This is a genomic window from uncultured Pseudomonas sp. (assembly GCF_913777995.1).
Classification (GTDB): domain Bacteria; phylum Pseudomonadota; class Gammaproteobacteria; order Pseudomonadales; family Pseudomonadaceae; genus Aquipseudomonas.
Map to the genome: position 1 here is coordinate 12,964 of NZ_CAJYVE010000015.1, position 24,929 is coordinate 37,892.

Annotated in this window: 19 protein-coding genes; 15 read left to right on the forward strand and 4 right to left on the reverse strand. The window is 67.0% G+C overall.

Features of this window, described 5'->3' with window-relative positions; genetic code table 11:
* Positions 1 to 20 precede the first annotated feature (20 nt).
* The 14 genes from tssJ to QZ497_RS06440 all read left to right on the forward strand — a co-directional run bounded on the left by tssJ (position 21) and on the right by QZ497_RS06440 (position 19,507).
* A complete protein-coding gene (tssJ, locus tag QZ497_RS06375) occupies positions 21 to 515 on the forward strand; it encodes a type VI secretion system lipoprotein TssJ (RefSeq protein WP_295472321.1) in 495 nt (164 codons plus the stop codon).
* 16 nt (positions 516 to 531) lie between these two features.
* Positions 532 to 1,866, forward strand: a complete 1,335-nt coding sequence (gene tssK, locus QZ497_RS06380; protein WP_295472322.1) for a type VI secretion system baseplate subunit TssK — start codon at positions 532 to 534, stop codon at positions 1,864 to 1,866.
* Between the two features lie 7 nt (positions 1,867 to 1,873).
* Positions 1,874 to 3,190, forward strand: a complete 1,317-nt coding sequence (locus QZ497_RS06385) for a DotU family type VI secretion system protein (RefSeq protein ID WP_295472323.1) — start codon at positions 1,874 to 1,876, stop codon at positions 3,188 to 3,190.
* The gene (gene tssM, locus QZ497_RS06390) at positions 3,187 to 6,693 is read left to right on the forward strand and encodes a type VI secretion system membrane subunit TssM (protein WP_295472324.1); all 3,507 of its coding nucleotides are present in this window, start codon (positions 3,187 to 3,189) and stop codon (positions 6,691 to 6,693) included. Before QZ497_RS06385 ends, tssM begins: the two co-directional genes overlap by 4 nt.
* Positions 6,690 to 7,340, forward strand: a complete 651-nt coding sequence (gene tagF / locus QZ497_RS06395) for a type VI secretion system-associated protein TagF (protein WP_295472325.1) — start codon at positions 6,690 to 6,692, stop codon at positions 7,338 to 7,340. Before tssM ends, tagF begins: the two co-directional genes overlap by 4 nt.
* Positions 7,340 to 8,056 carry a protein phosphatase 2C domain-containing protein gene (locus tag QZ497_RS06400; RefSeq protein ID WP_295472327.1) on the forward strand — a complete coding sequence of 239 codons (717 nt, stop codon included), beginning with the start codon at positions 7,340 to 7,342 and terminating at the stop codon, positions 8,054 to 8,056. Before tagF ends, QZ497_RS06400 begins: the two co-directional genes overlap by 1 nt.
* Before the next feature lie 10 nt (positions 8,057 to 8,066).
* Positions 8,067 to 11,138, forward strand: a complete 3,072-nt coding sequence (locus QZ497_RS06405; RefSeq protein ID WP_295472329.1) for a serine/threonine-protein kinase — start codon at positions 8,067 to 8,069, stop codon at positions 11,136 to 11,138.
* On the forward strand, positions 11,138 to 11,857 hold the full coding sequence (locus QZ497_RS06410; protein ID WP_295472331.1) for an ABC transporter ATP-binding protein: 720 nt from the start codon (positions 11,138 to 11,140) through the stop codon (positions 11,855 to 11,857). Before QZ497_RS06405 ends, QZ497_RS06410 begins: the two co-directional genes overlap by 1 nt.
* Positions 11,854 to 13,056, forward strand: coding sequence for an ABC transporter permease (locus QZ497_RS06415; protein WP_295472333.1), 1,203 nt, complete (start codon positions 11,854 to 11,856; stop codon positions 13,054 to 13,056). Before QZ497_RS06410 ends, QZ497_RS06415 begins: the two co-directional genes overlap by 4 nt.
* A complete protein-coding gene (locus QZ497_RS06420) occupies positions 13,049 to 14,776 on the forward strand; it encodes an SUMF1/EgtB/PvdO family nonheme iron enzyme (protein ID WP_295472335.1) in 1,728 nt (575 codons plus the stop codon). The genes QZ497_RS06415 and QZ497_RS06420 overlap by 8 nt, the downstream gene beginning before the upstream one ends.
* An 83-nt stretch (positions 14,777 to 14,859) precedes the next feature.
* A complete protein-coding gene (tagQ, locus tag QZ497_RS06425) occupies positions 14,860 to 15,801 on the forward strand; it encodes a type VI secretion system-associated lipoprotein TagQ (protein WP_295472337.1) in 942 nt (313 codons plus the stop codon).
* A gap of 104 nt (positions 15,802 to 15,905) precedes the next feature.
* Positions 15,906 to 16,811 (forward strand): NAD synthetase, encoded by a 906-nt coding sequence (locus QZ497_RS06430; RefSeq protein WP_295472338.1) that lies wholly within the window; start codon positions 15,906 to 15,908, stop codon positions 16,809 to 16,811.
* On the forward strand, positions 16,808 to 17,251 hold the full coding sequence (locus tag QZ497_RS06435; protein ID WP_295472339.1) for a hypothetical protein: 444 nt from the start codon (positions 16,808 to 16,810) through the stop codon (positions 17,249 to 17,251). Before QZ497_RS06430 ends, QZ497_RS06435 begins: the two co-directional genes overlap by 4 nt.
* Before the next feature lie 51 nt (positions 17,252 to 17,302).
* On the forward strand, positions 17,303 to 19,507 hold the full coding sequence (locus tag QZ497_RS06440) for a M48 family metallopeptidase (protein WP_295472341.1): 2,205 nt from the start codon (positions 17,303 to 17,305) through the stop codon (positions 19,505 to 19,507).
* A 461-nt stretch (positions 19,508 to 19,968) separates the two neighbouring features.
* Here the strand turns inward: QZ497_RS06440 and QZ497_RS06445 are convergent, their stop codons facing one another.
* Positions 19,969 to 20,262 carry a hypothetical protein gene (locus QZ497_RS06445; protein ID WP_295472343.1) on the reverse strand — a complete coding sequence of 98 codons (294 nt, stop codon included), beginning with the start codon at positions 20,260 to 20,262 and terminating at the stop codon, positions 19,969 to 19,971.
* A gap of 134 nt (positions 20,263 to 20,396) precedes the next feature.
* On the opposite strand from QZ497_RS06445, the gene QZ497_RS06450 reads away from it, so the two are divergent.
* Complete coding sequence (locus QZ497_RS06450; protein ID WP_295472344.1) at positions 20,397 to 20,831, forward strand: thioesterase family protein; 435 nt, start codon at positions 20,397 to 20,399, stop codon at positions 20,829 to 20,831.
* Positions 20,832 to 20,889: 58 nt separating this feature from the next.
* Here the strand turns inward: QZ497_RS06450 and QZ497_RS06455 are convergent, their stop codons facing one another.
* The 3 genes from QZ497_RS06455 to fdhD form a co-directional block, all read right to left on the reverse strand.
* The gene (locus tag QZ497_RS06455) at positions 20,890 to 21,360 is read right to left on the reverse strand and encodes a YMGG-like glycine zipper-containing protein (protein WP_295472346.1); all 471 of its coding nucleotides are present in this window, start codon (positions 21,358 to 21,360) and stop codon (positions 20,890 to 20,892) included.
* A gap of 346 nt (positions 21,361 to 21,706) precedes the next feature.
* Positions 21,707 to 24,043: an FdhF/YdeP family oxidoreductase gene (locus QZ497_RS06460; RefSeq protein ID WP_295472443.1), complete on the reverse strand. Its 2,337-nt coding sequence runs from the start codon at positions 24,041 to 24,043 to the stop codon at positions 21,707 to 21,709.
* A complete protein-coding gene (gene fdhD / locus QZ497_RS06465) occupies positions 24,037 to 24,876 on the reverse strand; it encodes a formate dehydrogenase accessory sulfurtransferase FdhD (protein ID WP_295472348.1) in 840 nt (279 codons plus the stop codon). Before fdhD ends, QZ497_RS06460 begins: the two co-directional genes overlap by 7 nt.
* Between the last annotated feature and the right edge of the window lie 53 nt (positions 24,877 to 24,929).

The window sequence follows — 24,929 nt, forward strand, 5'->3', positions numbered from 1 at the left end:
ATCCCGCCGTGAGAACCCAGATGCTCGCCTCCGTTGCCCGAATCTTCCTGCTGGCCAGCCTGCTCAGCGCCTGTTCCACGCCCGCGCCCGAGACGCCAGGCGAAGCCGAACGCGCCGTGACCCTCGACCTGCATGCCAGTGCCGCACTCAACCCCGGTGCCACCGGCCAGCCGGCCCCGGTGCGGGTGCGCATCTTCGAACTGAAGAACGCCGCCGCCTTCAGCCGTGCCGATTACTTCGCCCTGGCCGAGCGCGCCGCGCAGACCCTGGGGCCGGACCTGGTGGACCAGGACGAAGTGCTGTTGCGCCCCGGCGAAACCCGCAGCGTGGTGCGCCCGTTGAATCCGGCGACCCGCCATGTGGGCCTGGTGGTGGGCTACCGCGAGATCGACCGCGCGCGCTGGCGCACGGTGCTCGACGTCTCGCCGCGCCAGGGCCAGCAATACCGGATCGACCTCGATGCGCAGGCGGTGCGCAGCGATGCCGTGAACCCCGCAACCCGCACCGCTCAATAAGGCAATCGGAGAAGTCATGTCCTGGAACAATCGTGTGGTCTGGTCGGAAGGCATGTTCATCGGAACCCAGCACTTCCAGCAGCATGACCGTTACCTGGAGAACCTGATCGACGCCCGCAGCCGTCCGCTGTCGGCCGCCGGCTGGGGCTTTTCCGAGCTGCTCATCGACCAGGGCCTGCTGGCCCAGGGCAAGCTGGCGATCGTCGCCGCGCGCGGCCTGCTGCCCGACGGCACGCCGTTCAACATTCCCCACGACGACCCGGCGCCGAGCCCGATCGCGCTGGACGACAACGTGCGCGACGGTCTGGTGTACCTGGGCCTGCCACTGCGCCGTGCCGGCGTGCGCGACACCGTGGAAGAGGGCGAGACGCCCGGTGCGGCGCGCTACCTGAGCCAGGTGCGCGAAGTGCGTGACGACAACGCCGCGTTCGAGAGCCGCGTGCCGGTGGCGGTGGGCGCGCGAGCGCTGCGTCTGCTCACCGAGAAGGACGGCCTGAGCGACTACGCGGTCCTCGGTGTGGTGCGCGTTACCGAGAAGCGTGCCGACAACGTGCTGCTGCTCGACGAACAGTACATTCCAGCGCTGCTGGATGTGGCCGCCAGCCGCCCGCTGAGCGCCTTTCGCAGCGAGCTGCAGGGCCTGCTGCGTCAGCGCGGCGAAGCCCTGGCCGGTCGCGTGGTGGCCTCCGGCGCGGGCGGTGCTTCGGAAATCGCCGACTTCATGCTGCTGCAGCTGGTCAACCGCGCCGAGCCGCTGGTCCAGCACCTCGGCCAGCTGGCGCCGCTGCATCCGGAGCGCTTCTACAGCGAGCTGGTCAGCCTGGCCGGCGAGTTCGCCACCTTTTCCACCCGTGAGCATCGCCCGCAGGAGTTCCCGCGCTACCAGCACGACGATCTGCAGGTCAGCTTCGCACCGGTGATGCAGGCCCTGCGCGAAGCACTGTCGATGCTGATCGACAGCAAGGCGGTGCCGATCCCCATCGTCGAGAAGGCCTACGGCGTGCACGTGGCGATGCTGGCCGACAAGACCCTGCTGGACAACGCCAGCTTCATCCTCGTGGTGCGCGCCGACATCCCCGGCGAAACCCTGCGCGCGCGCTTCGGCCAGCAGAGCAAGGTCGGCTCGGTGGAGCACATTCGCGACCTGGTCAACCTGCAACTGCCCGGCATCGGCCTGCTGCCGCTGCCGGTGGCGCCACGCCAGCTGCCGTTCCACGTCGGCTCGACCTACTACGAGCTGGACCGCGGCAGCGACCACTGGCAGCAGCTGAGCCGTTCCGGCGGCTTCGCCTTCCACATTGCCGGTGAATTCCCCGGCCTGAACCTGGCTTTCTGGGCGATTCGAGGATAAGACCGCGATGCACCCCACTGACGATCCATCCGGCGGCAACCCCGCCAACGACCGTACGCAGTTCATGCCACGCCCGGGCGGGCGCCCGGCGGCCCCCGCTGCCGCCCAGCCGCAGCCGGCTGCCGAAGTGCGTGGGCCGGTGCTGACGCCGGGGCAGGGCGAAGGCCTCAACCCCCTGGAAGCCGCCGCCGGGCCCTTGCTGGCGCTGCTGACCCGCCTGCGCAACACCATCGCTCACCCGGCGCCGGCCAGTCTGCGCGCCCAATTGCTCGCCCAGTTGCGGCAGTTCGAAGAGCGCGCCGATGCTGCCGGCGTGGCGCGCAACGACGTCCTGCTGGCGCGCTATGTGCTGTGTACCGCACTGGACGAGGCGGTGATGAGCACCCCGTGGGGCAGTGCCAGCGAGTGGGGCAAGCAGAGCCTGCTGATTACCGTGCACAACGAAGCCTGGGGCGGCGAAAAGGCCTTCCAGTTGCTCGAACACTGCCTGCAGACACCGCGCGAGCGGCTGTACCTGCTGGAGCTGCTGTACCTGTGCATGAGCCTGGGCTTCGAAGGCCGCTACCGGGTCATGAACAATGGTCGCAGCCAGCTGGAGGCGTTGCGCGAGCGTACCGCCGCCGCCATTCGCAGTGCCCGTGGCGAGCGCGAGCAGGCGCTTTCGCCGCGCTGGCGCGGCCTGGTACTGGCCCGTGACCGGCTCTCGCAGTTCATGCCGCCGTGGGTGGGCGTGGCGATTGGCGCGGCGTTGCTGTTGCTGCTGCTGTTCGTGTTGCGCGCCATGCTGGCCAGCGACGCCGAGCCGGTGTTCAAGCGCATTCATGCCCTGGGCGACATTCCGGTGCAGGCCATCGATCGCCCGGTGGTGCAGCCCAAGGTGGTCGAGCGGCCGCGCCTGGCCGGTTTCCTGGCTGACGAAATCCGCGCCGGCAAGGTCGCGGTGGAAGACGCCGTGGACCGCTCGGTGGTGACCATCCGCGGCGACGAGCTGTTCGCCTCGGGTAGCGCCAGCATCGTCGACGCCTACCAGCCACTGATGCTGCGCATCGCCGAGGCGGTGAGCAAGGTCAAGGGCCAGGTACGCATCACCGGGCACAGCGACAACCGCCCCATTGCCACCCTGCGCTTCCCGTCCAACTGGGCATTGTCCCAGGCCCGTGCCGAGCAGGTGCTGCAGATTCTGGCTGCGCGTACCGGCCAGCCGCAGCGTTTCACTGCCGAAGGCCGCAGCGACACCGAGCCGGTGGCGTCCAACGCCACCGCCGAAGGACGGGCGAAGAATCGCCGGGTTGAAATCACTGTATTGGCGGAGGGCGTCGAGTGAAGGCGTTTCTGGGGTTTGTCATTCGCTGGGTGGTGCCGGTACTGGGCCTGCTGGCCCTGAGCCTGATCGTCTGGTTCGTCGGCCCGCTGCTCGATGCGCTGGTGCCCGAAGGTCGCCGCTGGGCGCTGATCGTCCTGCTCTGGGCGGCCTGGATCGGCTGGCGGGTGTACCGCATCATCCAGACCCGTCGCGCGGCTGCGCGGGTCATCGAAGGCCTGGCCGCCGAAACCGCACCCGACCCGGCCAGCGTGGCCACTGCCGAAGAGCTGGCCACCCTGCGCCAGCGCATGGACGAGGCCCTGGCGCTGCTGAAGAAGGCGCGCCTGGGCGGTGACCAGCGGCGCAACCTGTACGAACTGCCGTGGTACGTGATCATCGGCCCGCCCGGTTCGGGCAAGACCACCGCGCTGATCAACTCCGGGCTGGACTTCCCGCTCGCGGCGCAGATGGGCAGCGGCGCCATTCGGGGCGTGGGCGGTACGCGCAACTGCGACTGGTGGTTCACCGACCGCGCCGTGTTGCTCGACACCGCCGGGCGCTACACCACCCAGGACAGCCATGCACAGGTCGACAAGGCCGCCTGGCTGGGCTTTCTCGACCTGCTCAAGACCCAGCGGCCGCGTCGGCCCATCGATGGCGCCTTCATCGCCATCAGTCTGGCCGACCTGCTGCAATGCAGCGAAGCCGAGCGCGCCGCCCACGCGGTGGCGATCCGCAGCCGTATCCAGGAACTGCACGACCAGCTGGGCGTGCGCTTCCCGATCTACCTGATGCTCACCAAACTCGACCTGCTGCCGGGCTTCATGGAGTTCTTCGATGCCCTGAGCAAGGAAGAACGCGCCCAGGTGTGGGGCACTACCTTCGCCCTGGACGACGGAAAGAGCGCCGCCGGCCCGTTGCAGGACTTCACCGCCGAGTTCGCGGCACTGGAACAGCGTCTCAACGAGCGCCTGGTCGAGCGCCTGCAACAGGAGCGCGACCCGGCCCGGCGCGACCTGATCTACGGCTTCCCGCAGCAGTTCGGCGCGCTGCGCCAGGCCCTTCAGGAATTGCTGGAAGGCGTGTTCAAGCCCAACCCCTATGAAACCCGCCCGCTGTTGCGCGGCGTGTACTTCACCAGCGGCACCCAGGAAGGCAGCCCGGTGGATCGCCTGATCGGCGTGATGGCGCAGAGCATGGGCCTGGACCGTCAGCACCTGGCGCGGCAGAACGGCACCGGGCGCAGCTACTTCATCGAGAAGCTGTTCACTGCCGTGGCCTTTGCCGAGCAGGGCCTGATGAGCGCCGACCCCAAGGTCGAGCGGCGCCGCAAGTGGATCGCCCGTGGCGTGCTGGCGGCCACCGTGCTGGTGGTGGTCAGCGTGGCCTCGCTGTGGTGGGTCAGCTACCGCGCCAACCAGCAGTACATTGCCCAGGTCGACGGCAAGGTCGCCCCACTGGGCCAGCAGGTGCAGAGCCTCAGCCCGGCGCAGCGCGACGTGCTCGCCGTGCTGCCGCTGCTCGACGCGGTGCGTAACCTGGCTGGCGACCCGCCGGGCTGGTCCGAAGGTCTGGGCCTGTACCAGGGCGACATGCTCGAAGCCGAGTCGGCCAGTGTGTACCGCAAGCTGCTGATCGCGGTGTTCGCGCCGCGCCTGGTCAGCCGTATCGAAGAGCAGCTGCGTTCCGGTGGTTCCTCCGACTACCTCTACGAAGGTCTGAAGGCCTACCTGATGCTTGCCGACCCGGAGCATTACGACGCCGACTTCATCAAGGCCTGGATCAGCCTGGATTGGGAACGCAGCCTGCCGCGCGACCTGCCAGCGCAGCAGCGCCAGGCCCTGGCCGGGCATCTGCAGGCGCTGTTCGAACGCCAGCCACCCAAGGCGCGTCTGGACCAGGGTCTGATCGACGATCTGCGCCGCCAGCTGCAGCGTCTGCCGGTGGCGCAGCGCGTCTACGACCGGGTCAAGCGCCAGAAGCTGCCCGCCGGGGTCAGTGACTTTCGCCTCAACGAGGCGGCTGGCCGCGACGCCGCGCTGGTGTTCAGCCGCAAGAGCGGCAAACCGCTGAACGAGCCACTCAGCGGCCTGTTCACCGTCAAGGGTTACCGCGAAGGTTTCCTGCGCGCCAGCCTCAGCCAGGCCGGCACCCTGGCCGAAGAGCAGTGGGTGCTGGGCAATGCCGATAACGGCGTACTCGACGTCGCCAACCTGGCCGGCGAAGTGCGCCGTCTGTACTTCCAGGACTTCCTGCGCGAGTGGGATGCGTTGCTGGCCGACATCGACTTCGTGCCCATCACCAGCGTGGCCCAGGCCGCCGATGTGCTGCGGGTGATCTCCGGTCCCGATTCGCCGCTGAAGAAGCTGCTCGAAGCGGTGGCCAAGGAAACCGACCTGCAGAGCGAAGAGCGCCTGCTGGCCGCCCAGGGCAAGCAGGTCGAAGGCGGCGTAGACCAGCTCAAGCAGCGCCTGGGCAGCCTGCTGGGCCAGGAGCAGCAGGCCAGCAATGCCCCCGCGCAGGCGGCCAGCGAAGACCCGGTGAGTGCGCATTTCGCCGAAATCCGCCGCCTGGTCGGGCATGGCGACAATCAGCCGGCGGCCATCGACGGCCTGCTGGCCGACATGAACGCCCTGTACGTGCAGGTCAGCGCCATGGTCGGCGCCAGCGGCGATGCGCTGCTGGGCGAGGCCAAGAACCAGACCAGCGCGGCCGCCAACCGCGTCAACCTCAACGCCGAGCGCCAGCCGGCGGTGGTGCGCGGGCTGGTCAAGTCGGTGGTCAACTCCACCACCAACACCATGATGGGTGGCGTGCGCAACCAGCTCAACGCGGCCTGGACCAGCGAAGTGGTCAATGTCTGGCGCCAGTCGCTCAGTGGCCGCTACCCGTTGGCCTCAGGCAGTGCGCGGGATGCGACCCTGGATGACTTCGGCATGTTCTTCGGTGTCGGCGGGGTGATGGACAACTACTTCCGCCGCTACCTGCAGCCCTACGTGGACACCTCCACCAACCCCTGGCGCTGGCAGCCGGGCGCGGCGCAGAAGCTGGGCATCAACGCCGGTGTGCTGCAGACCTTCCAGCGCGCCAGCGCCATTCGCGATGCGTTCTTCCGCGCCGGTGGCACCCAGCCGGTGGTGCGCTTCGAACTCAAGCCGGTGGCCATGGATGCCTCGATCAGCCAGTTCCTGCTCGACCTCGACGGCCAGCAGATCAGCTACGACCACGGCCCCAGCCGCCCGGTGGCCATGCAATGGCCCAACCCCGGCAGCATCGGCGTGGTGCGCCTGTCGATCAGCCCGCCCTCGGCCAGTGGCCGCTCCGGCGTGACCCTCGACGGCCCCTGGGCCTGGTTCCGCCTGCTGGAGCAATCGGACCTGACCCCCGGCAACGCGCCGGACCGTTTCAACCTGCGCCTGCGCGTGGATGGCGCGAGCATCGCCTACGAGCTGCGCGCCAACAGCGCCTTCAACCCTTTCAAGAGCCGTGTGCTGAGCGGTTTCAACCTGCCGGAGCGGTTATGACAGAGGTCGGCTTCTACGGAAAACTGGCCAGCCGTGGCGATTTCGTCAGCCGTGGCTTGCCACAATCCTTCATCCAGCCCTGGGACCAGTGGCTGGCCGCCGGAATGACCACCAGCCGCCAGCAACTCGGCGAGGCCTGGCTGCAGGCCTACCTGGTCAGCCCGTTGTGGCGCTTCGTACTGGCGCCCGGTATCTGCGGGCCGCACGCCGTGGCCGGGGTGCTGATGCCGAGCATCGACCGGGTAGGGCGCTATTTCCCGCTGACCGTCGCCGTGGCCCTGCCCAGCGGCAGCTCGCTGAGCCCCTGGCTGCACGACGACCTGTGGTTCGAGCAGGCCGAAGCGCTGATGCTCGACAGCCTGGAAGCCGATAGCCGCTTCGAGGCCTTCGAAGCCGGCCTGCAAACCCTTGCCGTGCCGGCCACCGAGCCTTGTGTGGCCACCGAGGTAGACGCCAGCCTGCAGCGTTTCGATGCCAGCAGTGCCCCGGCGCGCCTGGCCGCGCTGGTAGAGAACGGCTATGCCGGGTCGAGCCTGTGGTGGGGACGCGGCAACGAACAGGTACGTCCTGGCCTGTGGCGCTGCCCCGGCCTGCCGGCGGCCAGCGACTTCGCCCGTGCCCTGCTGGGGCTGGAGGGCATGGCCTGATGTCTGTGACCTTCCAATCGGCCAGCTACAGCCATACCGGCATGGTCCGCTCGCTCAACGAAGACGCCTGCCTGGCCCTGGCCGAGCGCGGGCTGTGGGTGGTGGCCGACGGCATGGGTGGCCACGCGGCCGGCGACTATGTCAGCAGCCTGATCGTCGATGCCCTGCGCGGCGTGCCGCCGCTCTCGGCCCTGGGCGTATACATCGATGCCCTGCGCCAGCGTCTGGAAGACATCAACCACGAAGTGCGCGAAGAAACCCTGCGCCGTGGCGTGAAGATGATGGGCAGCACCGTGGTGCTGCTGGCGGTACGTGACGCCGAGGGCGCCTGCCTGTGGGCCGGTGACAGCCGCCTGTACCGCCTGCGCGACGGCGTGCTGGAAAGCCTGTCGCACGACCACAGCTACGTGCAGGACCTGGTCGACAGCGGCCTGCTCAGCGAGGCCCAGGCCCGCGTCCACCCGCGCGGCAACATCGTCACCCGCGCCATCGGTGTCGAAGAGCGCCTGGAGCTGTCGCGGGTGCCGCTGCGCATTCAGGCCGGCGACACCTACCTGCTGTGCAGCGACGGCCTGAACAAGACTGCCGAGGATCACGAGATCCGTGACGTGCTCGGCCACCCCGATCCCTACGAAGTGGTCCGCAGCCTGGTGCACCTGGGGCTGACCCGCGGCGCGCCGGACAACATCACCGCCATCGTCGTCAAGGCCAGTTGAGACCCGCCACATGGACCTACAGATTCCAGGATTCGACATCGAAGGGGAGATCGGCGAAGGCGCGATGGCCACCGTGTACCTGGCGATCCAGCGCTCGCTGGAGCGCAAGGTGGCGCTCAAGGTCATGGCCGCCAGCCTGGCCGACGACCCCAGCTTCTGCGAGCGCTTCCTGCGCGAAGGGCGCACCCTGGCGCGCCTGGCCCACCCACATATCGCGACCATCCACGACATCGGCAATGTCGGGTCGCTGTACTACATGGCCATGGAGTTCCTGCCCAACGGCACGCTGAAAGAGCGCATCGCGACCGGGCTCTCCGACGAGCAGGGCCTGGTGTACATCCGCCAGATCGCCACGGCGCTGGGCTATGCCCATGCCCAGGGGCTGGTGCACCGTGACGTCAAGCCGGCCAACATCCTGTTCCGCGCCGACGGCACGGCGGTGCTGTCGGACTTCGGCATCGCCAAGTCGCTGGACGACCGCACCCAGTTCACCCAGGCCGGCTTCGCGGTGGGTACGCCCAGCTACATGAGCCCTGAACAGGCGCGCGGCCAGGACATCGACGGCCGCGCCGACCTGTATGCGCTGGGTGTGGTGCTCTATGAAATTCTCGCCGGGCGCCTGCCGTACAGCGGCCCGGATGCGCTGTCCACGGCCCTGGCCCACCTTACCGAGCCGCTGCCTGAACTGCCGGTACAGCATGGTCGCTACCAGGACATCCTGGCGCGCCTGCTGGCCAAGGACCCTGCCGAACGCTTCAGCAATGCCCAGGCCCTGGTCGCGGCGCTCGACGAACTGGCCCAGGGCGATAGCGACCGTACGCTGTTCCGCCCGCTGCCCATGCCGGTCGGCGAAGCCGCGGCGGCAGAACCGGCACCGCCGCCCGCCGATGACCTGGCGGGCCTGACGCCGGTGTCCATCGATATTCCCAAGGGGCCGCCACCGGCCGCTGGGCCCACGCCGCCGCCCCGGCCTGCGCCAAGCCTCGACAAGCCGACGCCAGCGCCGCCAGCGGCGCCGCGCAAACCGGCCATGGGTCTGCTGGCGCTGGCGATTGCCGCTGCCCTGGGGATTGGCGCAGGCGCCTACCTGCTGCTCGGCCACGACAAGCCCGCGACGCCGGAAATGGCCGCCAGCACCCCGGCCACGCCGCCCCCCGCTGATCCGCAGCCGCCCGCCCGCAACGCAACTCCCAGCACGCCCGCCGTGCAGCAGGCCGCCAGCGACAGCGGCAAGCCGTTGCTGATGGCCGACAAGAAGACCCTTTATCAGCGCGTGCTGAGCAAGCCGGGGGCGCGCTATGCCAGTGAACCCGGCGCCGCGCCGGGCGCTGTTCTGCCGGCCTTCTCGGTGTTGTACGTGTATGAGCGCCAGGAAGTGGCGGGCCAGTCGTGGCTGCGCGTCGGCCCCGGCAGCGATGGGCGCAGCGAAGGCTGGCTGCCCGGTGATCAGGTCGCCGACTGGAAGCAAAGCCTGGTGCTGAAGTTCACCGAACGCTCCGGCCGTTCGCCGGTGATGTTCCTGCGCGACCCCGGCAAGCTCGAACAGCTGGCGGCCGACCCGGTAGCGGCGCGCAAACTGCTGATGCAGGCGCAGAACGACGGCCAGGACAACAGCCAGGTGCTGGCCCTGGAACCGGCGGCCAGCGCCGTGCCGCAAGACCAGTTCTACCTGCTGCCGATCTTCGATTCGAAAGAGAGCTTCGACGAAGACGGGCAGCCGGTGCAGCTGCTCAACATCGCCTCCATCGACCCGGGCAACCTGCCGCAGAAGACCGGCGGCGATCAGCCGCGCGCGGTGGCCAGCGCCAATGCCTTCCGCACCGCCGTGGTGCTGGTGGTGGACACCTCGGTGTCGATGCAGCCGTACATCGATCAGGTGCGCGAGGTGGTGCACCAGCTGCAGGAGAAGATCGCCCAGCGCGGCGAACTGGACAGCGTCAGCTTCGGCCTGGTGGGCTTTCGCAACAACACCAGCAAGACCCCCGGCCTGCAGTACCTGACCAAGACCCTGGTGACCCTCGACCAGGGTCGCGACCCGCAGCGTTTCCTGGAGCTGGCGCGGCAGGTCAAGGCCACCTCGGTGTCCAGCCACTCGTTCAACGAAGACGCCTTCTCCGGCATCATGCAGGCAGTGGACGGCATGGACTGGTCCGACTACGGCGGGCGCCTGATCCTGCTGGTCAGCGATGCCGGCGCGCTGCGCAAGAGTGACCCGCTCAGCGGCACCCACATGAACGAGGCGGAAGTGCGCCAGGCGGCGCTGGCCAAGCAGATCAAGATCTACGCCCTGCACCTGCGCACCGACGCCGGCAAGAACAACCACGCTTCCGCCGAACAGCAGTACCGCGTGCTGACCGCCGACGCCAACCCGCGCATCGGCGACCTCTACGTGCCGGTGCCCGGTGGCGATGTGCGCCAGTTCGGCGAGCGCATCGGCGAAATCGGCACGGTGTTCGCCGACCTGGTCCACCAGGTGCGCAGCAACCAGCCGCAGCCGGTGCCGCTGCTGGCCAAGGCGCCGAGCCTGAGCGAGAAGTCGGCAGCGGTGGGTTACGCCATGCACATGGATTTCCTGGGCCGCAAGAGCGCCAGCCAGGCACCGCAGCTGGTCAGCGCCTGGGCCGCCGACCGCGACCTCACCAACCCGACGCTGCCGGCTTTCCAGGTCTGCGTGATGCTCACCAAGCTGCAGCTCAACGACCTGCAGCAGTCGTTGAAGCTGATCGTCGATGCGGCGCGCAAGACGCGCACCTCGCCCAAGGATTTCTTCCAGGAAATCGCCAGCGCCAGTGCCTACATGAGCCGCGACCCGCAGGCCCTGCGCAACGGCGGCAACCTGGCCGCCGGCGGCGTGCTCGGCGAATACCTGGAGGGGCTGCCGTACCGCAGCAAGTCGCTGAACATGACCCAGGACCTGTGGCTGTCGCTGAGCGTCGCCGAGCAGGAGGACTTCATCGACGAGCTGGAGTCGAAGATCCGCTTGTACGAGACCTTCCACAACGACCTGGCCAACTGGGTCCGGTTCGGCGATGCCGAGCCGGGTGATGCGTTGTACCGCGTGCCGCTGTCGACCCTGCCGTGATGCTCAGCCTGCGAGATGTGCGCAAGACGCGCGGCAGCGGCAGCCAGCGCTACAGCCTGGTGATTCCGCGCCTGGAGCTGCAGCGCGACCAGCACTGTGCACTGGTAGGCCCCAGTGGCTGTGGCAAGAGCACCCTGCTGGATCTGCTGGCCCTGGTGTTGGCGCCGGACCACGCGCAGCGCTTCGACTTCGCCACGGGCCAGGGTGAGTTCGACATCGGCCGGCTGTGGCGTGACGACCGCCAGGACCAGCTCGCCGCCTTGCGCAGCCGGCACCTGGGCTATGTGCTGCAGACCGGAGGTTTGCTCGGTTACCTGGATGTGCGCGGCAACATCGAACTGTCGCGCCGTCTGTTGGGTCTGAGCCGTGATGGCACTGTGGAACGTCTCGCTGAACAGCTGGAAATCGCCGACCAGTTGGGCAAGAAGCCCGCCGCGTTGTCGGTCGGCCAGCGCCAGCGGGTCAGCTGCGCACGGGCCCTGGCCCACGGCCCGCAACTGTTGCTGGCCGACGAGCCGACCGCAGCGCTGGACCCGCTGAACGCCGGGCGGGTCATGCAGTTGCTGCTGCGTCAGGCGCGGCAGCAGCGCGCCTGCTGTGTCATCGCGACCCATGACGAACAACTGGCTCGCCAGTCGGGCCTGAAGGTGCTGCGCATCGAATGCCGGCGGGATGAAGACGGCGGGGTGACCGCGATGGTCGGGGAGTGGGCGGCATGAGCCTGGCACTGGTGGCCGGCATGGCCTGGCAGGATTACCGCGCCGACAGTCGTCTGTCGGCGTGCAGCGTGCTGGCGCTGGTGGCAGTGATCGCGCCGCTGCTGGTGCTGTTCGGCCTCAAGTTCGGCCTGATCGGCAGCCTCACCGAGCGCCTGGAGCAGGACCCGGCGGTGCGCGAGATCATTCCCCTGGGCGGCGGACGCTTCAGTGCGGCGGCCATCGATGCGCTGGGCAGCCGCGCCGACGTCGCCTTCGCCGTGCCGCGCACCCGGCAGATCGCCGCCACCGCCGACCTCAGCCGACCCGGTCAGGCGCAGCCCCTGAATGTCGAGATGATCCCCACGGCGTCCGGCGACCCGCTGCTGGGCGCGCTGTCGGCACCGGATGGCCTGGAGCGCCTGCTGCTCAGTCAGACCGCTGCCGAGAAACTGCAGGCGCGCCCTGGCGATTGGCTGGAAGTGGCCTTCACCCGCCAGGTCGCCGGGCGCGTCGAGGCCCGGCGCCTGCGGGCGCAGGTGGCCGGGGTGCTGCCGTTGCAGGCTTTCCAGCGCGATGCGCTGTTCTCCAGCCTGGCCCTGCTGGAGGCCGCCGAAGATTACCGTGATGGCCGCGAAGTGCCGGCACTGGGCTGGCCGGGCGAAGCGCGCGGCGACCAGGCGCTGCGGGTCTACCCGGCGTTTCGCCTGTACGCCCGTGGCCTGGACGATGTCGAGCCGCTGCGCCGGCATTTCGCCGACAGCGGCGTGCTGGTGGCGACCCAGGCCCAGGCCATCGCTCAGGTGCAGTCGCTGAGCCGCAACCTGACCATCGTGTTCTGGGTCATCGCCGCCTTGGCCATGGCCGGCGCCTGCGCAGCGATCTTCGCCGGCACCCTGGCGGCCATCGAGCGCAAGCGCCGCGAGCTGTCGGTGCTGCGCCTGCTGGGCTTCGGCACCGGCGCGCTGCTGCTGTTCGTGATGCTCCAGGCGCTGTACAGCGGCGTGCTCGCCGCCGGCCTTGGCGCGCTGCTGTATGCGCTGGCCGAGCTGGGCCTGAATCGTCTGTTCGTGCAGGTGGCCGGCGAGTACGCCAGCCACCTGCTGCCTCGTCATTACCTCGTGGCCCTGCTGGCCGTGCTGGGTGCCAGTGCCTTCGCGGCGGCCCTGGGCGGCTGGCGGGTGTCGCGAATCCAAGCTTCGGAAGGAATCAGAGATGTTTGAGTTGCGCAGGGCCCCCCGGGCGCTGGCCATCGCAGCGTTGTGCCTGGCTGCCCTCGGCGTGCAGGCCGAGGAAGTCGAGAACAAGCTGGACAACCCCAAGCCGCTGCCCGATGACGTCAGCCTGCCGCTGCCGTGCGGCGGCGAAATGGTCATGCGCTATGTGTACATCCTGGCCTCCGGCAGCCTCGACGACCGCGAGATCAGCCTGGGCTACCCGTTCAGTGAGGGTGAGCCGGGCTACAAGCAGTCGTTCATCTCCGGCTACCGACGCGACTTCATCAACGGCCAGTTCACCGTCGACGACCTGGCGCCGGCCTGGCGCAAGACCATCGCCCCGCTGTTGCCCAAGACCGACAAGAGCACACCGCTCAAGCCGATGATGTATTTCATCGGCAAGTACGAAGTCACCCAGCGCCAGTACGACCAGGTGATGTCCCAGGCGCAGTCGCTGGCCAGCGGCGAGCCGGCACCGGCCTGCGAAGCCCAGGAGGGCATGGCCGGGCGCCTGCCCAAGGTCAAGCTGTCGCGCTTCGAGGCCGAACGCTTCGCGGCGGTGTACAGCGCCTGGCTGATGAAGTACCACCGCGACCTGCTGCCGATCAGCGGGCGCAGCAAGGACAGTGAAGACGGCGGCGTCGGTTTCGTGCGCCTGCCCACCGAAGTGGAGTGGGAGTTCGCCGCCCGTGGCGGCCAGGCGGTCAGCCGCCAGGAGCTGGAGGGGCGGTTGTTCCCGCGCCGCGTGGAAGGTGCCGAGAGCGATGGCCCATTGGCCGACTGGGCGGTGTTCAACCAGGTCGCCGGTGGCACCGGCCAGGCCGCACGGTTGATGCCCATCGGCACCAAGCTGCCCAACCCCATCGGTATGTTCGACGTGATCGGCAACGCCGCCGAGATGGTCCAGGAGTCGTTCCAGCTGGTCCATGCCGGGCGGCGCCAGGGCACCTATGGCGGCTTCGTGGCCAAGGGCGGCAACTACCTGGAAGGCGAGGGCACGCTGTTCACCGGCATGCGCCGCGAATACCCGCTGTTCGCCGCCGACGGCACCGAGCAGCGCAACGAGACCACCGGCTTCCGGGTGGCGCTGGGTGCGCTGTCGGCGCCGCGCTCGCGCTACAAGGAACTGTTCGAACAATGGGAAAAGGACGGTCGCCTGGCCGCGCTGACCGATGACATCGACGCGGTCAGCGACCCCACCAAGCGCCTCGACAGCCTCATCGGCACCACTGCCGACCCGCGCCTGCAGGCCGAGCTGGGACTGGTCAACGAGGAACTCAAGCGCAACGTGGCGCTGATCGCCATGCAGCGCGAAGAGGCGGCCGGCAACCTGATCCAGTCTGCCGCTTTGGTGGCCGAGACCATCAATAACTACAACATCCGCCTGACCAACCTGGAGAAAAGCCAGAAGCAGGCCGAGGCCGCCAAGGACCAGGCCAGCGCCGGCATGTTTGGCGCGGCCATCGCCAACGGGCGCAGCGCCCTGGACGGCGCGGTGGCGATCTACATCGACAACCTGGCCACCGGCACGCGCTACACCGATGCGGTGATCCAGGCGCAGTTCCAGCGGGTCAGGGAAGAACTCAATCGCAAGCCGGTGATCGGCAAGAGCCTGGTCAACCGCGCCACCTTGTTCGTGCGCCATATCGGCGAATACCGCAAGAACCAGCGCGCCGACCCGCAGGAGATTCTCAAGCAATTGCTCGCCGCAGCCAGTACCCAGTGACGGGCCGCGACCGGCATGTATAGCAACACCCCGGCGGCAGGGGCCGTATCGGGCTACTCAACCCTCAAGAAGAGAACGCAGCCATGTTTTTGTCTCGTAAACCCCTCGAAGCGTTAGCCAAGAGCCGCACCCTGTTGCTGGCCACCGCCGGTTTCGGCGCTGTCCTGCTGACCGGTTGCGCCAATTCGCCGGTTTCCAAGGTCGGCGCCACCACCAAGGTCGAGTACTACCCGAGCTGCTATGAGCCGGTACAACACCTGCGCCAGACCGACTCGGACATGACCCACTCGGTGGTCACCGGTGCGGCGATCGGGGCGGTCGGTGGTGCCCTGGCCGGCGCCTTCACCGGCGACTCCTCCAAGCGTGGCCGCAACGCCGCCATCGGCGCCGCCGGTGGCGCGCTGGTCGGTGGTGCAGCGGGCTACTACACCGAGCGCCAGAAGCAGATCGCCGATGACAAGCAGCGCATCGCCTCCTACGCCAGCGACATCGACAAGAGCTCGGCCGACATCGACCGCAGCACCGCCTACGCCAAGGCCTCGCAGTCGTGCTACCAGCGCGAGTTCGCCAGCCTGGTCAGCGCGCGCAAGGCCAACACCATCAACGACACTGAAGGCCGCAAGCGTCTGGCAGAAATCGTCGCCGGCCTGAAGGAATCCAACGACCTGATCGTCGCCGTCAATGGCCGCGCCAGCGAAGACCTGAACAACTACACCCAGGCCTACGAGAAAGACCTGCAGCAGGTCGGCGTGAAGCGCAACGACGTGGCAGTGGTCGCGCAGGCCGACTCGCCGGTGGTGACCACTTCGACCGGTACCAAGAAACCGCCGGTGAAGAAGACCGCCAAGGCCAAGCTGCCTGACGTGCCGAAGGAAGCCGTGGGCACCGAGAAGTCGCTGCAGACCGCGAAGACCAAGCAGGACGAAAGCAAGCAGGTCGCTGCGGCCGGCCAGACCCAGGTCAACAGCATGTGCAAGAACCCCGACGTGGGTGACTGGGCCCCGGTGCCTTGCCCGAACGTCTGATGACCAAGGGCTGACCCGCTGAGCACGCGGCGCGTCGGTGCCTTGCCCCGGTTCTTCTGGAGCGAGGCACCGACGCCGACCGTGACACCCTTTACGGAGGACCCATGGCCGATTACCTGATCGGATTACGCAACACCCCTGCGCAGAACCTCGCCCGGCTGAACATCGAGAGCCGGGTCGACACGCGCAAGCTTTTCGCGGCCATCGATGCCGACCCGGCCGTCTCCGGCGCGGGCGTGGTGTACATCGATGCCGACTTCAACGTGGTGACGCTGCGCGAGTTCCGGCCGATCTGCAGCATCAAGCCCAAGCGCATCATCATTCGTGAGGCGCAGCGCAACATCTCGCCGCAGCAGTTCGCCCAACAGGTCAAGACCAACCCGCGCGAGTCACGGTTGCTGGCCGAAAGCGTCAACACTTCGCTGTCTTGCGCCGGTGCGGTGCTGGGCTGGATCGCGGTGATCGGTGGCACGGCCATCGTGCCCTTCACCGGTGGTGCCAGCCTGTTCATCGCCGGCGTCGGCCTGGCCGCTACGGCGGCGGGCACCGCGCAGTGCGGTATCGGCATGGCGCGGGTGGTCAACGAGATCAACCACCCGGAGCGCAATGACGAGCTGGACAGCGAAGAGTGGTACCAGAACGTCTCCAAGGCCCTGGATATCGTCTCGCTGGCCGGCGTGGGGGCCACAGGGGCGACCATCGCCAAGGTGATGACCATGCGCAAGGCAATGACCGGGCGCAGTTGGTTCCAGAGCCTCAAGGGACTCAACCGCCAGGAGCGCCGTCGGCTGACCAACGAGATTCTGGAAAACCGCAACCCGGCCCTGACCCCGGCCATGCGCAAGGCCCTGCAGCGTACCGGTGAACTGCCCAAGCGCATGCCGGCCCGCGAGATTTCCTCGGCCCTGGCGGTCAACATCAAGGACGCCTTCAGCGTTGGCTTCGGCCTGGTGGGCAGCAACATGGTGCAGACCTACGCCATCGGCTTGTACGAGGAACTCGAAGAGTGAACCAGGGCCTGGATTTCCTGACGATACTGCGCCGGCACTTCCCGGTGTTCATCAGCGCCTTCCTGCTGGCGCTGTTCGCCCTGACGCTGACCTTGATCCTGCTTTTCGAGCTGTACCCGCCGGCCTTGCAGGACTACCCGGCGTACCTGATGGCGGCCAACCTGGGAATGGCGCTGTACCTGTGCATCGCCAACTTCCTGGTGATTCGCGGCCGCCCCTGGGCGGTGTGGCTGATCGTCACCGCGTTGCTGGTGTGCATGCTGGTGGTGCTGGGCCATTGGGGCCGGCGCATGCCCCAGGCGATTTACGTGTTGGGCCTGCTGCTGCCGCTGTGCAGCCTGCTGGTGATCAACAGCCAGCGCTACCGGGCGATGCTCGTGGCGATGGTGCAGGTGCGTGGCCAGCGCAATGAGCTGCGCAAGAACAAGCGCGGCCGCTAGCCGCTTACCGCAGCGTCACCCCTGATTCGCCAATTTCCGGAAGCCTGTCCCATGAAGTCGCTCAAGCTGGTTGCCCTGTTGATTCTGCTGCCCTTGGGCATGGCCCTGTTCGGTGCCTGGGAGTTGCAGCGCAGTGTCGCCACCCAGCAGGAAAACGCCGACTTGCAGGTGTTCATCACCGAGATCCTACCGACCCTGCGGCAGGCGGAAAAACAGCCCGGTATGCAGATGGTCGAGGTGGGTGAAGAACGCATTCCGGTTTCGCTGGCGCTGCAGCGTGCCGAGAAGGTGGCCGACGAGATGGGCGCCCTGCATACCGTAGACCGCGTTCGCCATGGGCTGGCCGTCACGGTGGTCAGCCTCAGCCTGCTGGCCATGCTGATCGGACTGGCCGGGCTGCTGGACCTGCGCCAGGCAGCGGCCCGGGCGCAGCGCTCGCGCGACCGTTTGCTGGAGAGTTTCAGCCAGGTGCGCAAGCGCCTGCCCTTCGTGCTGGTGGGCCACGTGCTGGCCATGGGCACGGTGATGGCGGCGATCTTCGCCTTCGAGGGGCTGGGCATGTGGCATGCCGGGCGCATGTCCTCCGGCGAGTCCAAGCTGCTGTTCATCGCTGGCCTGGCGGCGCTCGGTTGCTTGTATTCGCTGTGGCGCGTGGCCCGGCAACTGCACCTGATGCTGCACCTGTTCGAGCCCGTGCCGCTGACGGTGCTGGGGCGCAGTGTCAGCCGCGAGCAGGCACCGGGACTGTGGCGCTTCGTCGAGACCCTGGCCGAACGCCTTGGCGCCTTGCCGCCGCAGCATATCGTGCTGGGCATCGCCGAAGGCTTCTACGTCACTTCCAGCGACGTGCAGCTGCAGCCCGAAGACGCCCTGCTGTCCGGGCGCACCCTGCACGTGCCGGTGACTTACCTGGGGCTGCTCGACAGCGATGAGATCAGCGCGGTGATCGGCCATGAACTGGGGCATTTCGTCGGCGAAGACACCGAGTACAGCCTGCGCTTCCTGCCCATCTACGACGGCATCGGGCGCAGCCTGGAGGTGCTGGCCGGGCACATGCTGCAGGGCGACCCGCTGCAACGCGCGATCCTGCGCCCCGCGTTGATGCTGGGCGTGTATTTCATGGAGCGCTTCGACCATTCGGTGCATCACTGGAACCGCGTGCGCGAGCTGGCGGCCGATAGCGCCGGTGCGCGGTTGGGCGGCAATCTGGCGGCGGCCTCGGCGCTGGTGCGCATTTCGGTGCTTGAGCCGTTGCTGGTGGAACGTATCAACGAGCACATTCGCCAGGCCATCGAAGAACCCGATGAGGGCGGACACCGCGACCCGCTGCCGGTGTGCCTGATCCGTGAGCTGGCACAGAGCCCCCTGGTGCTGCCAGCTGAAGAGATGGCCGTGCAGCTGCCGCACCCTTCCGACACCCACCCGTCCAACGGCGAACGCCTGGCGGCCTTGCAGGTCGACGCCGCCGAGGCGGTGAACCGAGGCACCCGGCCCATCGACGCGGCGCAGGCCTGTGAGGCGCTGGAAGCCTTCTTCAGCGACCCGCAGGCACTCTGTATGCGCCTGGGCCAGGACTGCCTGGGGCATTTCGTGGAGCAGGACGCGGAGATCATCCGCCAGTTGCAGGAGGATGTCGGTCAGGTCAGCGGCGATGTGCCTCTGCATGAAGGCGGGCGCGTGCGGGGCGTGGCCACTGGCTTCACCTTCATCATGGTGGCAGCGGCGGGCATGCTGTTGCTGGTGCTGCCGTGGATGTCGCCGGAGCGCACCGCCGACGTGCGGGGCACCCTGTGGGCGGTGGGCGGCGTACTGGCCAGCCTGGGCTTGATGATGTTGCCGTTGTCGATTCGTTTGGTGCGGCGTGCCCATGAAACGGCCTTGCTGCTAACGCCCGAGCACCTGGTATTCGCCAACCTGGAAAAGCCCGTGCCGATCCGTGATATCGCCGATTTCAACCTGGTGATGAAGCCGGCGCCCAGTTTGCAGTTCCTGATCGAAGATCACGCGCCACTGCCGCAGACCCGTTTTCGCTCGTTCTTCAGGCCCTGTGTACGGGTGCTGGAAAAAAAACGCATGCTGGACCTGACGCTGGTGCAGTTCTGCCGTGACAACAAGGCCCTCAAGCCTGAGGAGCTGATGCTGCTGGTGGTGACCTACCTCAACGCGGCCAATGCCCGGCATTTCCTGCAGCAGCGGGAGGCCGGGCAGGGCGAGATGGCGGCAGAGGAGCCGGCACCACCGGAGCGCGGGCAATAAAAAACCCGCCGAAGCGGGTTTGTGCCAAGACCATTCCAACTCCCTGTCAGCAGCATCCTGGCATGGTCGATCGTCCCTGATCCTGGCGAACGTCCTGTTCACCAGTGGTTGGATCCAATCATAGGCATGCTTTAGCAGTCGGAAAATGGCCATTGCCCCCGACTGTGTGTAAGCCTTTGGCTATTCGCGTGCACCGCTCGTCGCCCGGGCATACGGGCATTTTTCTGCAGGCATGAAAAAACCCGCCGAAGCGGGTTTGGGTATCCAAAACCATCCAACTCCCTGTCGGTAGCATCCAGGCAAATGGTTGATCGTCCCTGATCCTGACGCGCTCCCTGCGTGTCAGTGGATTGGATCCAATAGTAGAGATTCGTCAGGGTATTTCAAATAGCCAAATCGCCATTCGGCGTGTAAGACATTGGCTATATATGAAATTGATTCTCATTTTTGACTTTGCCGAGTCATTGCGCCGGTGACGGCTCGCTGGGCTTTGCGGCGGACGATTCGGGCGCCTGTGTCTTGGGTGGCGGGGCGATGTCGGCGGCGTGGCGGCGCAGTTGCGACAGCAGCAGACATAGACTGAGCAAGGCCAGCAGGCCGCACAGCAGGATCATGGCGTAGGGGCGCTGCGGGCGTACCGGGCGTGGCAATGCCTTGCCGGGGTGGCTGCCCAGCACGATATCCACGTGGCCCGGTGTCAGGCGATTGATGCGGATGACGCCGTCGTCCGTCTTGGATGGGCGCTGGGATTCCATTCCGACTCCAGGGGTGCAGGGCCATGGGCTTTCGCGAGGCTGGCCTGCAGCGTGATGAGTGATGGCCAGCGTATCGGCGTACCGGGCTGTTTCTGTAACGTAGGCCACTTTCCCGACGCTGCGAGCCTGCCGCCATGCCTGCCGATCTACCCCAATACAGCGACTACCCCTACGTCCAACCGGTCACCCTGCGCTGGCAGGACAACGACCTGCGGGGGCATGTCCACAGCGCCGCCTACTACAGTTTCTTCGACAGCACCGTGAATGCCTGGCTGGTCGAGCGTGGTGGGGTCGATCTCCACGAAGGGCCGTGCGTGGCGTGGGTGGTCAGCTCGGCCTGTGATTACTTCAGTTCGCTGAGCTATCCCGCAGTCGTCGAAGTCGGCCTGAGGGTTACCCGGCTCAGTGGCAGCACGGTGGAGTTCGAGCTGGCGGTATTTCGCGTCGATGAGCCGGAGCCCTGTGCGGTAGGACGTATCGTGCAGGTGCTGGTCGACCGCCAGACCGGCCAGCCGGTCGTCATTCCCGACCCATTGCGCGTCGCCCTGAAGGGTTTACAGCCGTCCTGAATGCAAACGGGCCGCTCGATGAGCGGCCCGTGTCCTGCAGCGTATGCAGCGGTAGGGATCAGCGATGACGCCAGTGGCGGTCATGCTTGTAATGACCGTGTTTGCGCGGGCCATGGCCATGACGGTATTCGCGATGGTCACGGCCGCCACGGTAGCGACGGTCGTCGTCACGACTCTCGTTACCCATGTAGTTGCCCAGTGCGCCACCGGCGCCGCCGCCGGCCGCCGCACCGATCAGGCTGCCGGTGTTGCCGCCCACGCTGCGGCCGATCACGTTGCCGCCGGCGGCACCCAGGCCGCCGCCAATCGCCGCTTCGGTACGGTTACGACGGTCGGCACCGACTGCGCCACCGGCGGCACCACCCAGGCCGGCACCAATGGCCGCACCGGTATTACCGCCAACCTGTTGGCCGACGACTGAGCCAAGCACTCCGCCCAATGCTCCGCCAACGCCCGCTTCCAGGTTGCCCGCCAAGGCGGAACCGGTCACGAGAGAAAGAGACAACAAAAGAACCGAGGAGAACTTCATGTGGGGAATCTCATAGGGATGACGGCGCGATCGTGCAATTAACTTTTTATTCAGGCAACGCCAATCCGACGAATAACACGATTGTTTCAACAATCGCCAAGTTATTGTTTTGGCTGGGGAACTTAGTGTTGATTGCTGAGTCTCATGCTACTTGATTCGCAGCGTTCAGGCCCGTAGGGCCGGCCATTGCAGCCGTTTTCAAGCAGAAGTATCAATCATCTTCGGGGTGGTTGGAAATATTTTTAAATATATATTTCCCGTTCGGCAAGTGAACTTTCAATTTTAAATAGCATAACGGCGCCCTTGGGCGCCGTTATTGTTTTGCCTGAATGATCTGTTGCGCGCGTCAGGCGATGCGTGCGGTTTCGCTGGCGCGTTCAAGGCGCACGGCGATGAACTTCGAGGTCGGGGTATGGCTGCCGGCGCCGACGCTTTCCAGCGGTACCAGCGGGTTGACCTCGGGGTAGTAGGCCGCCGCCTGACCGGCCGGAATGTCGAAGGCCAGCAGGGTGAAGCCCTTGACCCGACGCTCCAGCCCGTCGCCCCACAGCGAGACCAGGTCGACCTTCTGACCCGGCTGGAAGCCCAGGCGCATGATGTCCGCCTCGTTGGCAAACACCACCTCGCGCTGACCCTTCACGCCCCGGTAGCGGTCGTCCAGGCCGTAGATGGTGGTGTTGTACTGGTCGTGGGAACGCATCGACTGCAGGATCAGGTCAGGCTTCTGCCCCGAGGCCAGCATGCGCTCGTCGATCAGGCTGCCAGGCAGCAGGTTGGCCTTGAAGTTGGCGCGTTCCGAAGCGGTGTTCCAGCGCCGCGAACCGGCCGAGTTGCCCAGGTAGAAGCCGCCTGGCTGCTCCAGGCGCTGGTTGAAGTCCTTGAAGCCGGGAATGGTGTCGGCGATCAGGCTGCGGATACGGCTGTAGTCTTCCACCAGCCACAGCCAGTCCACCGGCTTGTTGCCCAGGGTGGCGTGGGCGATACCGGCGACGATGGCCGGCTCGGAACGCATCTGCCTGGACAGCGGCTGCAACTGGCCGAACGAGGCGTGCACCATGCTGAACGAGTCTTCCACGGTGACTGCCTGTGCGCCGCCGGCCTGCTGGTCGACGTCGGTACGCCCGTAGCACGGCAGGATCAGCGCTTCTTTGCCGTGCATCAGGTGGCTGCGGTTGAGCTTGGTGCTGACCTGCACGGTGAGGTCGCAGTTTTTCAGTGCCGCAGCGGTGCGCGGGCTGTCCGGTGTGGCCTGGGCGAAGTTGCCGCCCAGGGCGATGAACACCTTGGAGCGACCTTCGGCCATGGCGTGGATCGCCTCGACCACGTTGTGGCCATTGTCACGTGGCACCTTGAACTTGAAGCGCTGCTCCAGGGTGTCGAGGAGGAACTTCGGCGGCCGCTCGTTGATGCCCATGGTGCGGTCGCCCTGCACGTTGCTGTGGCCACGCACCGGGCACAGGCCTGCGCCCGGTTTGCCGATGTTGCCGCGCAGCAGCATGAGGTTGGCGATTTCCTGGATGGTCGCCACCGAGTGACGGTGCTGGGTGATGCCCATGGCCCAGCACATGATGACGTTCTTGCCCTTGGCGTACATGCGCGCGGCGCGCTCGATCTCGCCGATCGGCAGGCCGGACTGCTCGATGATGGTCTCCCACGAGGTGTCGTCCACCGCCGCCAGGTAGTCCAGCAGGCCATCGGTGTGCTCGTTGAGGAAGGCGTGGTCGAACACCGGCTCGCTGTTGCTGGCCTGGGCGTCACGCTCCCACTGGCGCAGGAACTTGGCCATGCCGCGCAGCACTGCCATGTCGCCGCCCAGCGCCGGGCGGAAGTACGCGGTGTTGGTCGGCTTGTCGCTGTTGGTGAGCATCTCCACCGGGTGCTGCGGGTGCTGGAAGCGTTCCAGGCCGCGCTCCTTGAGCGGGTTGATGACCACCACCTGGGCGCCACGTTTCACCGCGTCACGCAGCGGGTCGAGCATGCGCGGGTGGTTGGTGCCGGGGTTCTGGCCCCAGACGAAGATGGCGTCGGCGTGTTCGAAGTCGTCGAAGGTCACCGTGCCCTTGCCCACCCCCACGCTTTGCGACAGCGCCACGCCACTGGCTTCGTGGCACATGTTCGAGCAGTCGGGGAAGTTGTTGGTGCCGTAGGCACGCACGAACAGCTGGTAGAGGAACGCCGCTTCGTTGCTGGCCCGGCCCGAGGTGTAGAACTCGGCCATGTTCGGGTCGGGCAGGGCGTTGAGGTGCTTGGCGATCAGCGCGAAGGCGTCGTCCCAGGCAATGGGCTTGTAGCGGTCCGATTCGCGGTCGTAGACCATCGGCTCGGTCAGGCGGCCCTGGTACTCGAGCCAGTAGTCGCTCTGTTCGAGCAGCCAGCTGACGCTGTAGCGCGCGAAGAACGCCGGGTCGACGCGACGCTTGGTGGCTTCCCAGTTGACCGCCTTGGCGCCGTTCTCGCAGAACTTGACCATGCCGCTTTCCGGCGAGTCGCCCCAGGCGCAACCGGGGCAGTCGAAACCGCCGTTCTGGTTGGTCTTGAGCATCGCACGCAGGTTCTTCAGGGCGTTGTCGCTGCCCAGCCAGGCCTGGGTCACGCTGATCAGTGCGCCCCATCCGCCGGCCGGGCCCTTGTACGGTTTGTAACGGGGAGTCGGTGTCTTGTCGGCTTGATGATGAGTCACGATCGGTTCTCCATCGCAGGGCTGTAGACCCGCGGCGCACTGTGCTGCGGCAGGTGAATCAGGTTGAGGTTGTGGCGGCGCGCCCATTGCAGGGCCAGGCCGGTGGGTGCGGACAGGCTGACCAGGGTCTGCAGGCCGGCGCGCAGGGCTTTCTGGATCAGCTCCAGGCTGCAGCGGCTGGTGACCACGGCCACGCCACCGGCCAGGGGAATGCCCTGGCGCACCAGCGCACCAATGAGTTTGTCCAGGGCGTTGTGCCGGCCGATGTCTTCACGGCTGAGCAGCAGTTCGCCCTGGTCGTTCATGAACAAGGCGGCATGCACGGCGCCGCTGTGCCGGCCCAGGGGCTGGAAGTCGCTGATGCGCTGGCGCAGGCCGTCGAGCCAATGGGCCGGCGGCAGGGCGGTGGCGGGCAATACCTGAAGTTCCGGCAGGGCCTGTTCCACCGCTTCGACCCCGCACAGGCCGCAGCCGGTGGTGCCGGTCAGTTGCCGGCGATGTTCCTTGAGTGCCCAGAAGGCGCGGCTGGCGATTTCGACCTCGGCTTGCATCGACGAGCCGCAGCCGCTCAAGCGGAAGTCGTAGATTTCGTCAGGCGAAGCGATGATGCCGCTGCCCAGGCTGAAACCGACGATGAAGTCTTCCAGGTCGCTGGGGCTGACCAGCATCACCGCCTGGCTGATGCCGTTGTAGGCGATGGCCAGGGCGACTTCTTCGGCCAGCGCGGTTTCGGCCGCTGCGCTGCCCTCGAGGTTCGAGTACTGATAGGACTGGCTGGCGCCGAGCGCGGAAGCATCGGGAACTGACGCCGCGCCGACCGTGCGCTTGGCGTGCATGGGTTGGTATACCGGCAGATTGATAGCTCTAAGCCTAGGCCGGTTGTCGGAAT

Bases quoted from the DNA above. Each gene is read 5' to 3' on its own strand.
- tssJ (WP_295472321.1), top strand. From the start codon at position 21: ATGCTCGCCTCCGTTGCCCGAATCTTCCTGCTGGCCAGCCTGCTCAGC.
- tssK (WP_295472322.1), top strand. From the start codon at position 532: ATGTCCTGGAACAATCGTGTGGTCTGGTCGGAAGGCATGTTCATCGGA.
- QZ497_RS06385 (WP_295472323.1), top strand. From the start codon at position 1,874: ATGCACCCCACTGACGATCCATCCGGCGGCAACCCCGCCAACGACCGT.
- tagF (WP_295472325.1), top strand. From the start codon at position 6,690: ATGACAGAGGTCGGCTTCTACGGAAAACTGGCCAGCCGTGGCGATTTC.
- QZ497_RS06400 (WP_295472327.1), top strand. From the start codon at position 7,340: ATGTCTGTGACCTTCCAATCGGCCAGCTACAGCCATACCGGCATGGTC.
- QZ497_RS06405 (WP_295472329.1), top strand. From the start codon at position 8,067: ATGGACCTACAGATTCCAGGATTCGACATCGAAGGGGAGATCGGCGAA.
- QZ497_RS06410 (WP_295472331.1), top strand. From the start codon at position 11,138: ATGCTCAGCCTGCGAGATGTGCGCAAGACGCGCGGCAGCGGCAGCCAG.
- QZ497_RS06415 (WP_295472333.1), top strand. From the start codon at position 11,854: ATGAGCCTGGCACTGGTGGCCGGCATGGCCTGGCAGGATTACCGCGCC.
- QZ497_RS06420 (WP_295472335.1), top strand. From the start codon at position 13,049: ATGTTTGAGTTGCGCAGGGCCCCCCGGGCGCTGGCCATCGCAGCGTTG.
- tagQ (WP_295472337.1), top strand. From the start codon at position 14,860: ATGTTTTTGTCTCGTAAACCCCTCGAAGCGTTAGCCAAGAGCCGCACC.
- QZ497_RS06430 (WP_295472338.1), top strand. From the start codon at position 15,906: ATGGCCGATTACCTGATCGGATTACGCAACACCCCTGCGCAGAACCTC.
- QZ497_RS06440 (WP_295472341.1), top strand. From the start codon at position 17,303: ATGAAGTCGCTCAAGCTGGTTGCCCTGTTGATTCTGCTGCCCTTGGGC.
- QZ497_RS06445 (WP_295472343.1), bottom strand. From the start codon at position 20,262: ATGGAATCCCAGCGCCCATCCAAGACGGACGACGGCGTCATCCGCATC.
- QZ497_RS06450 (WP_295472344.1), top strand. From the start codon at position 20,397: ATGCCTGCCGATCTACCCCAATACAGCGACTACCCCTACGTCCAACCG.
- QZ497_RS06455 (WP_295472346.1), bottom strand. From the start codon at position 21,360: ATGAAGTTCTCCTCGGTTCTTTTGTTGTCTCTTTCTCTCGTGACCGGT.
- fdhD (WP_295472348.1), bottom strand. From the start codon at position 24,876: ATGCACGCCAAGCGCACGGTCGGCGCGGCGTCAGTTCCCGATGCTTCC.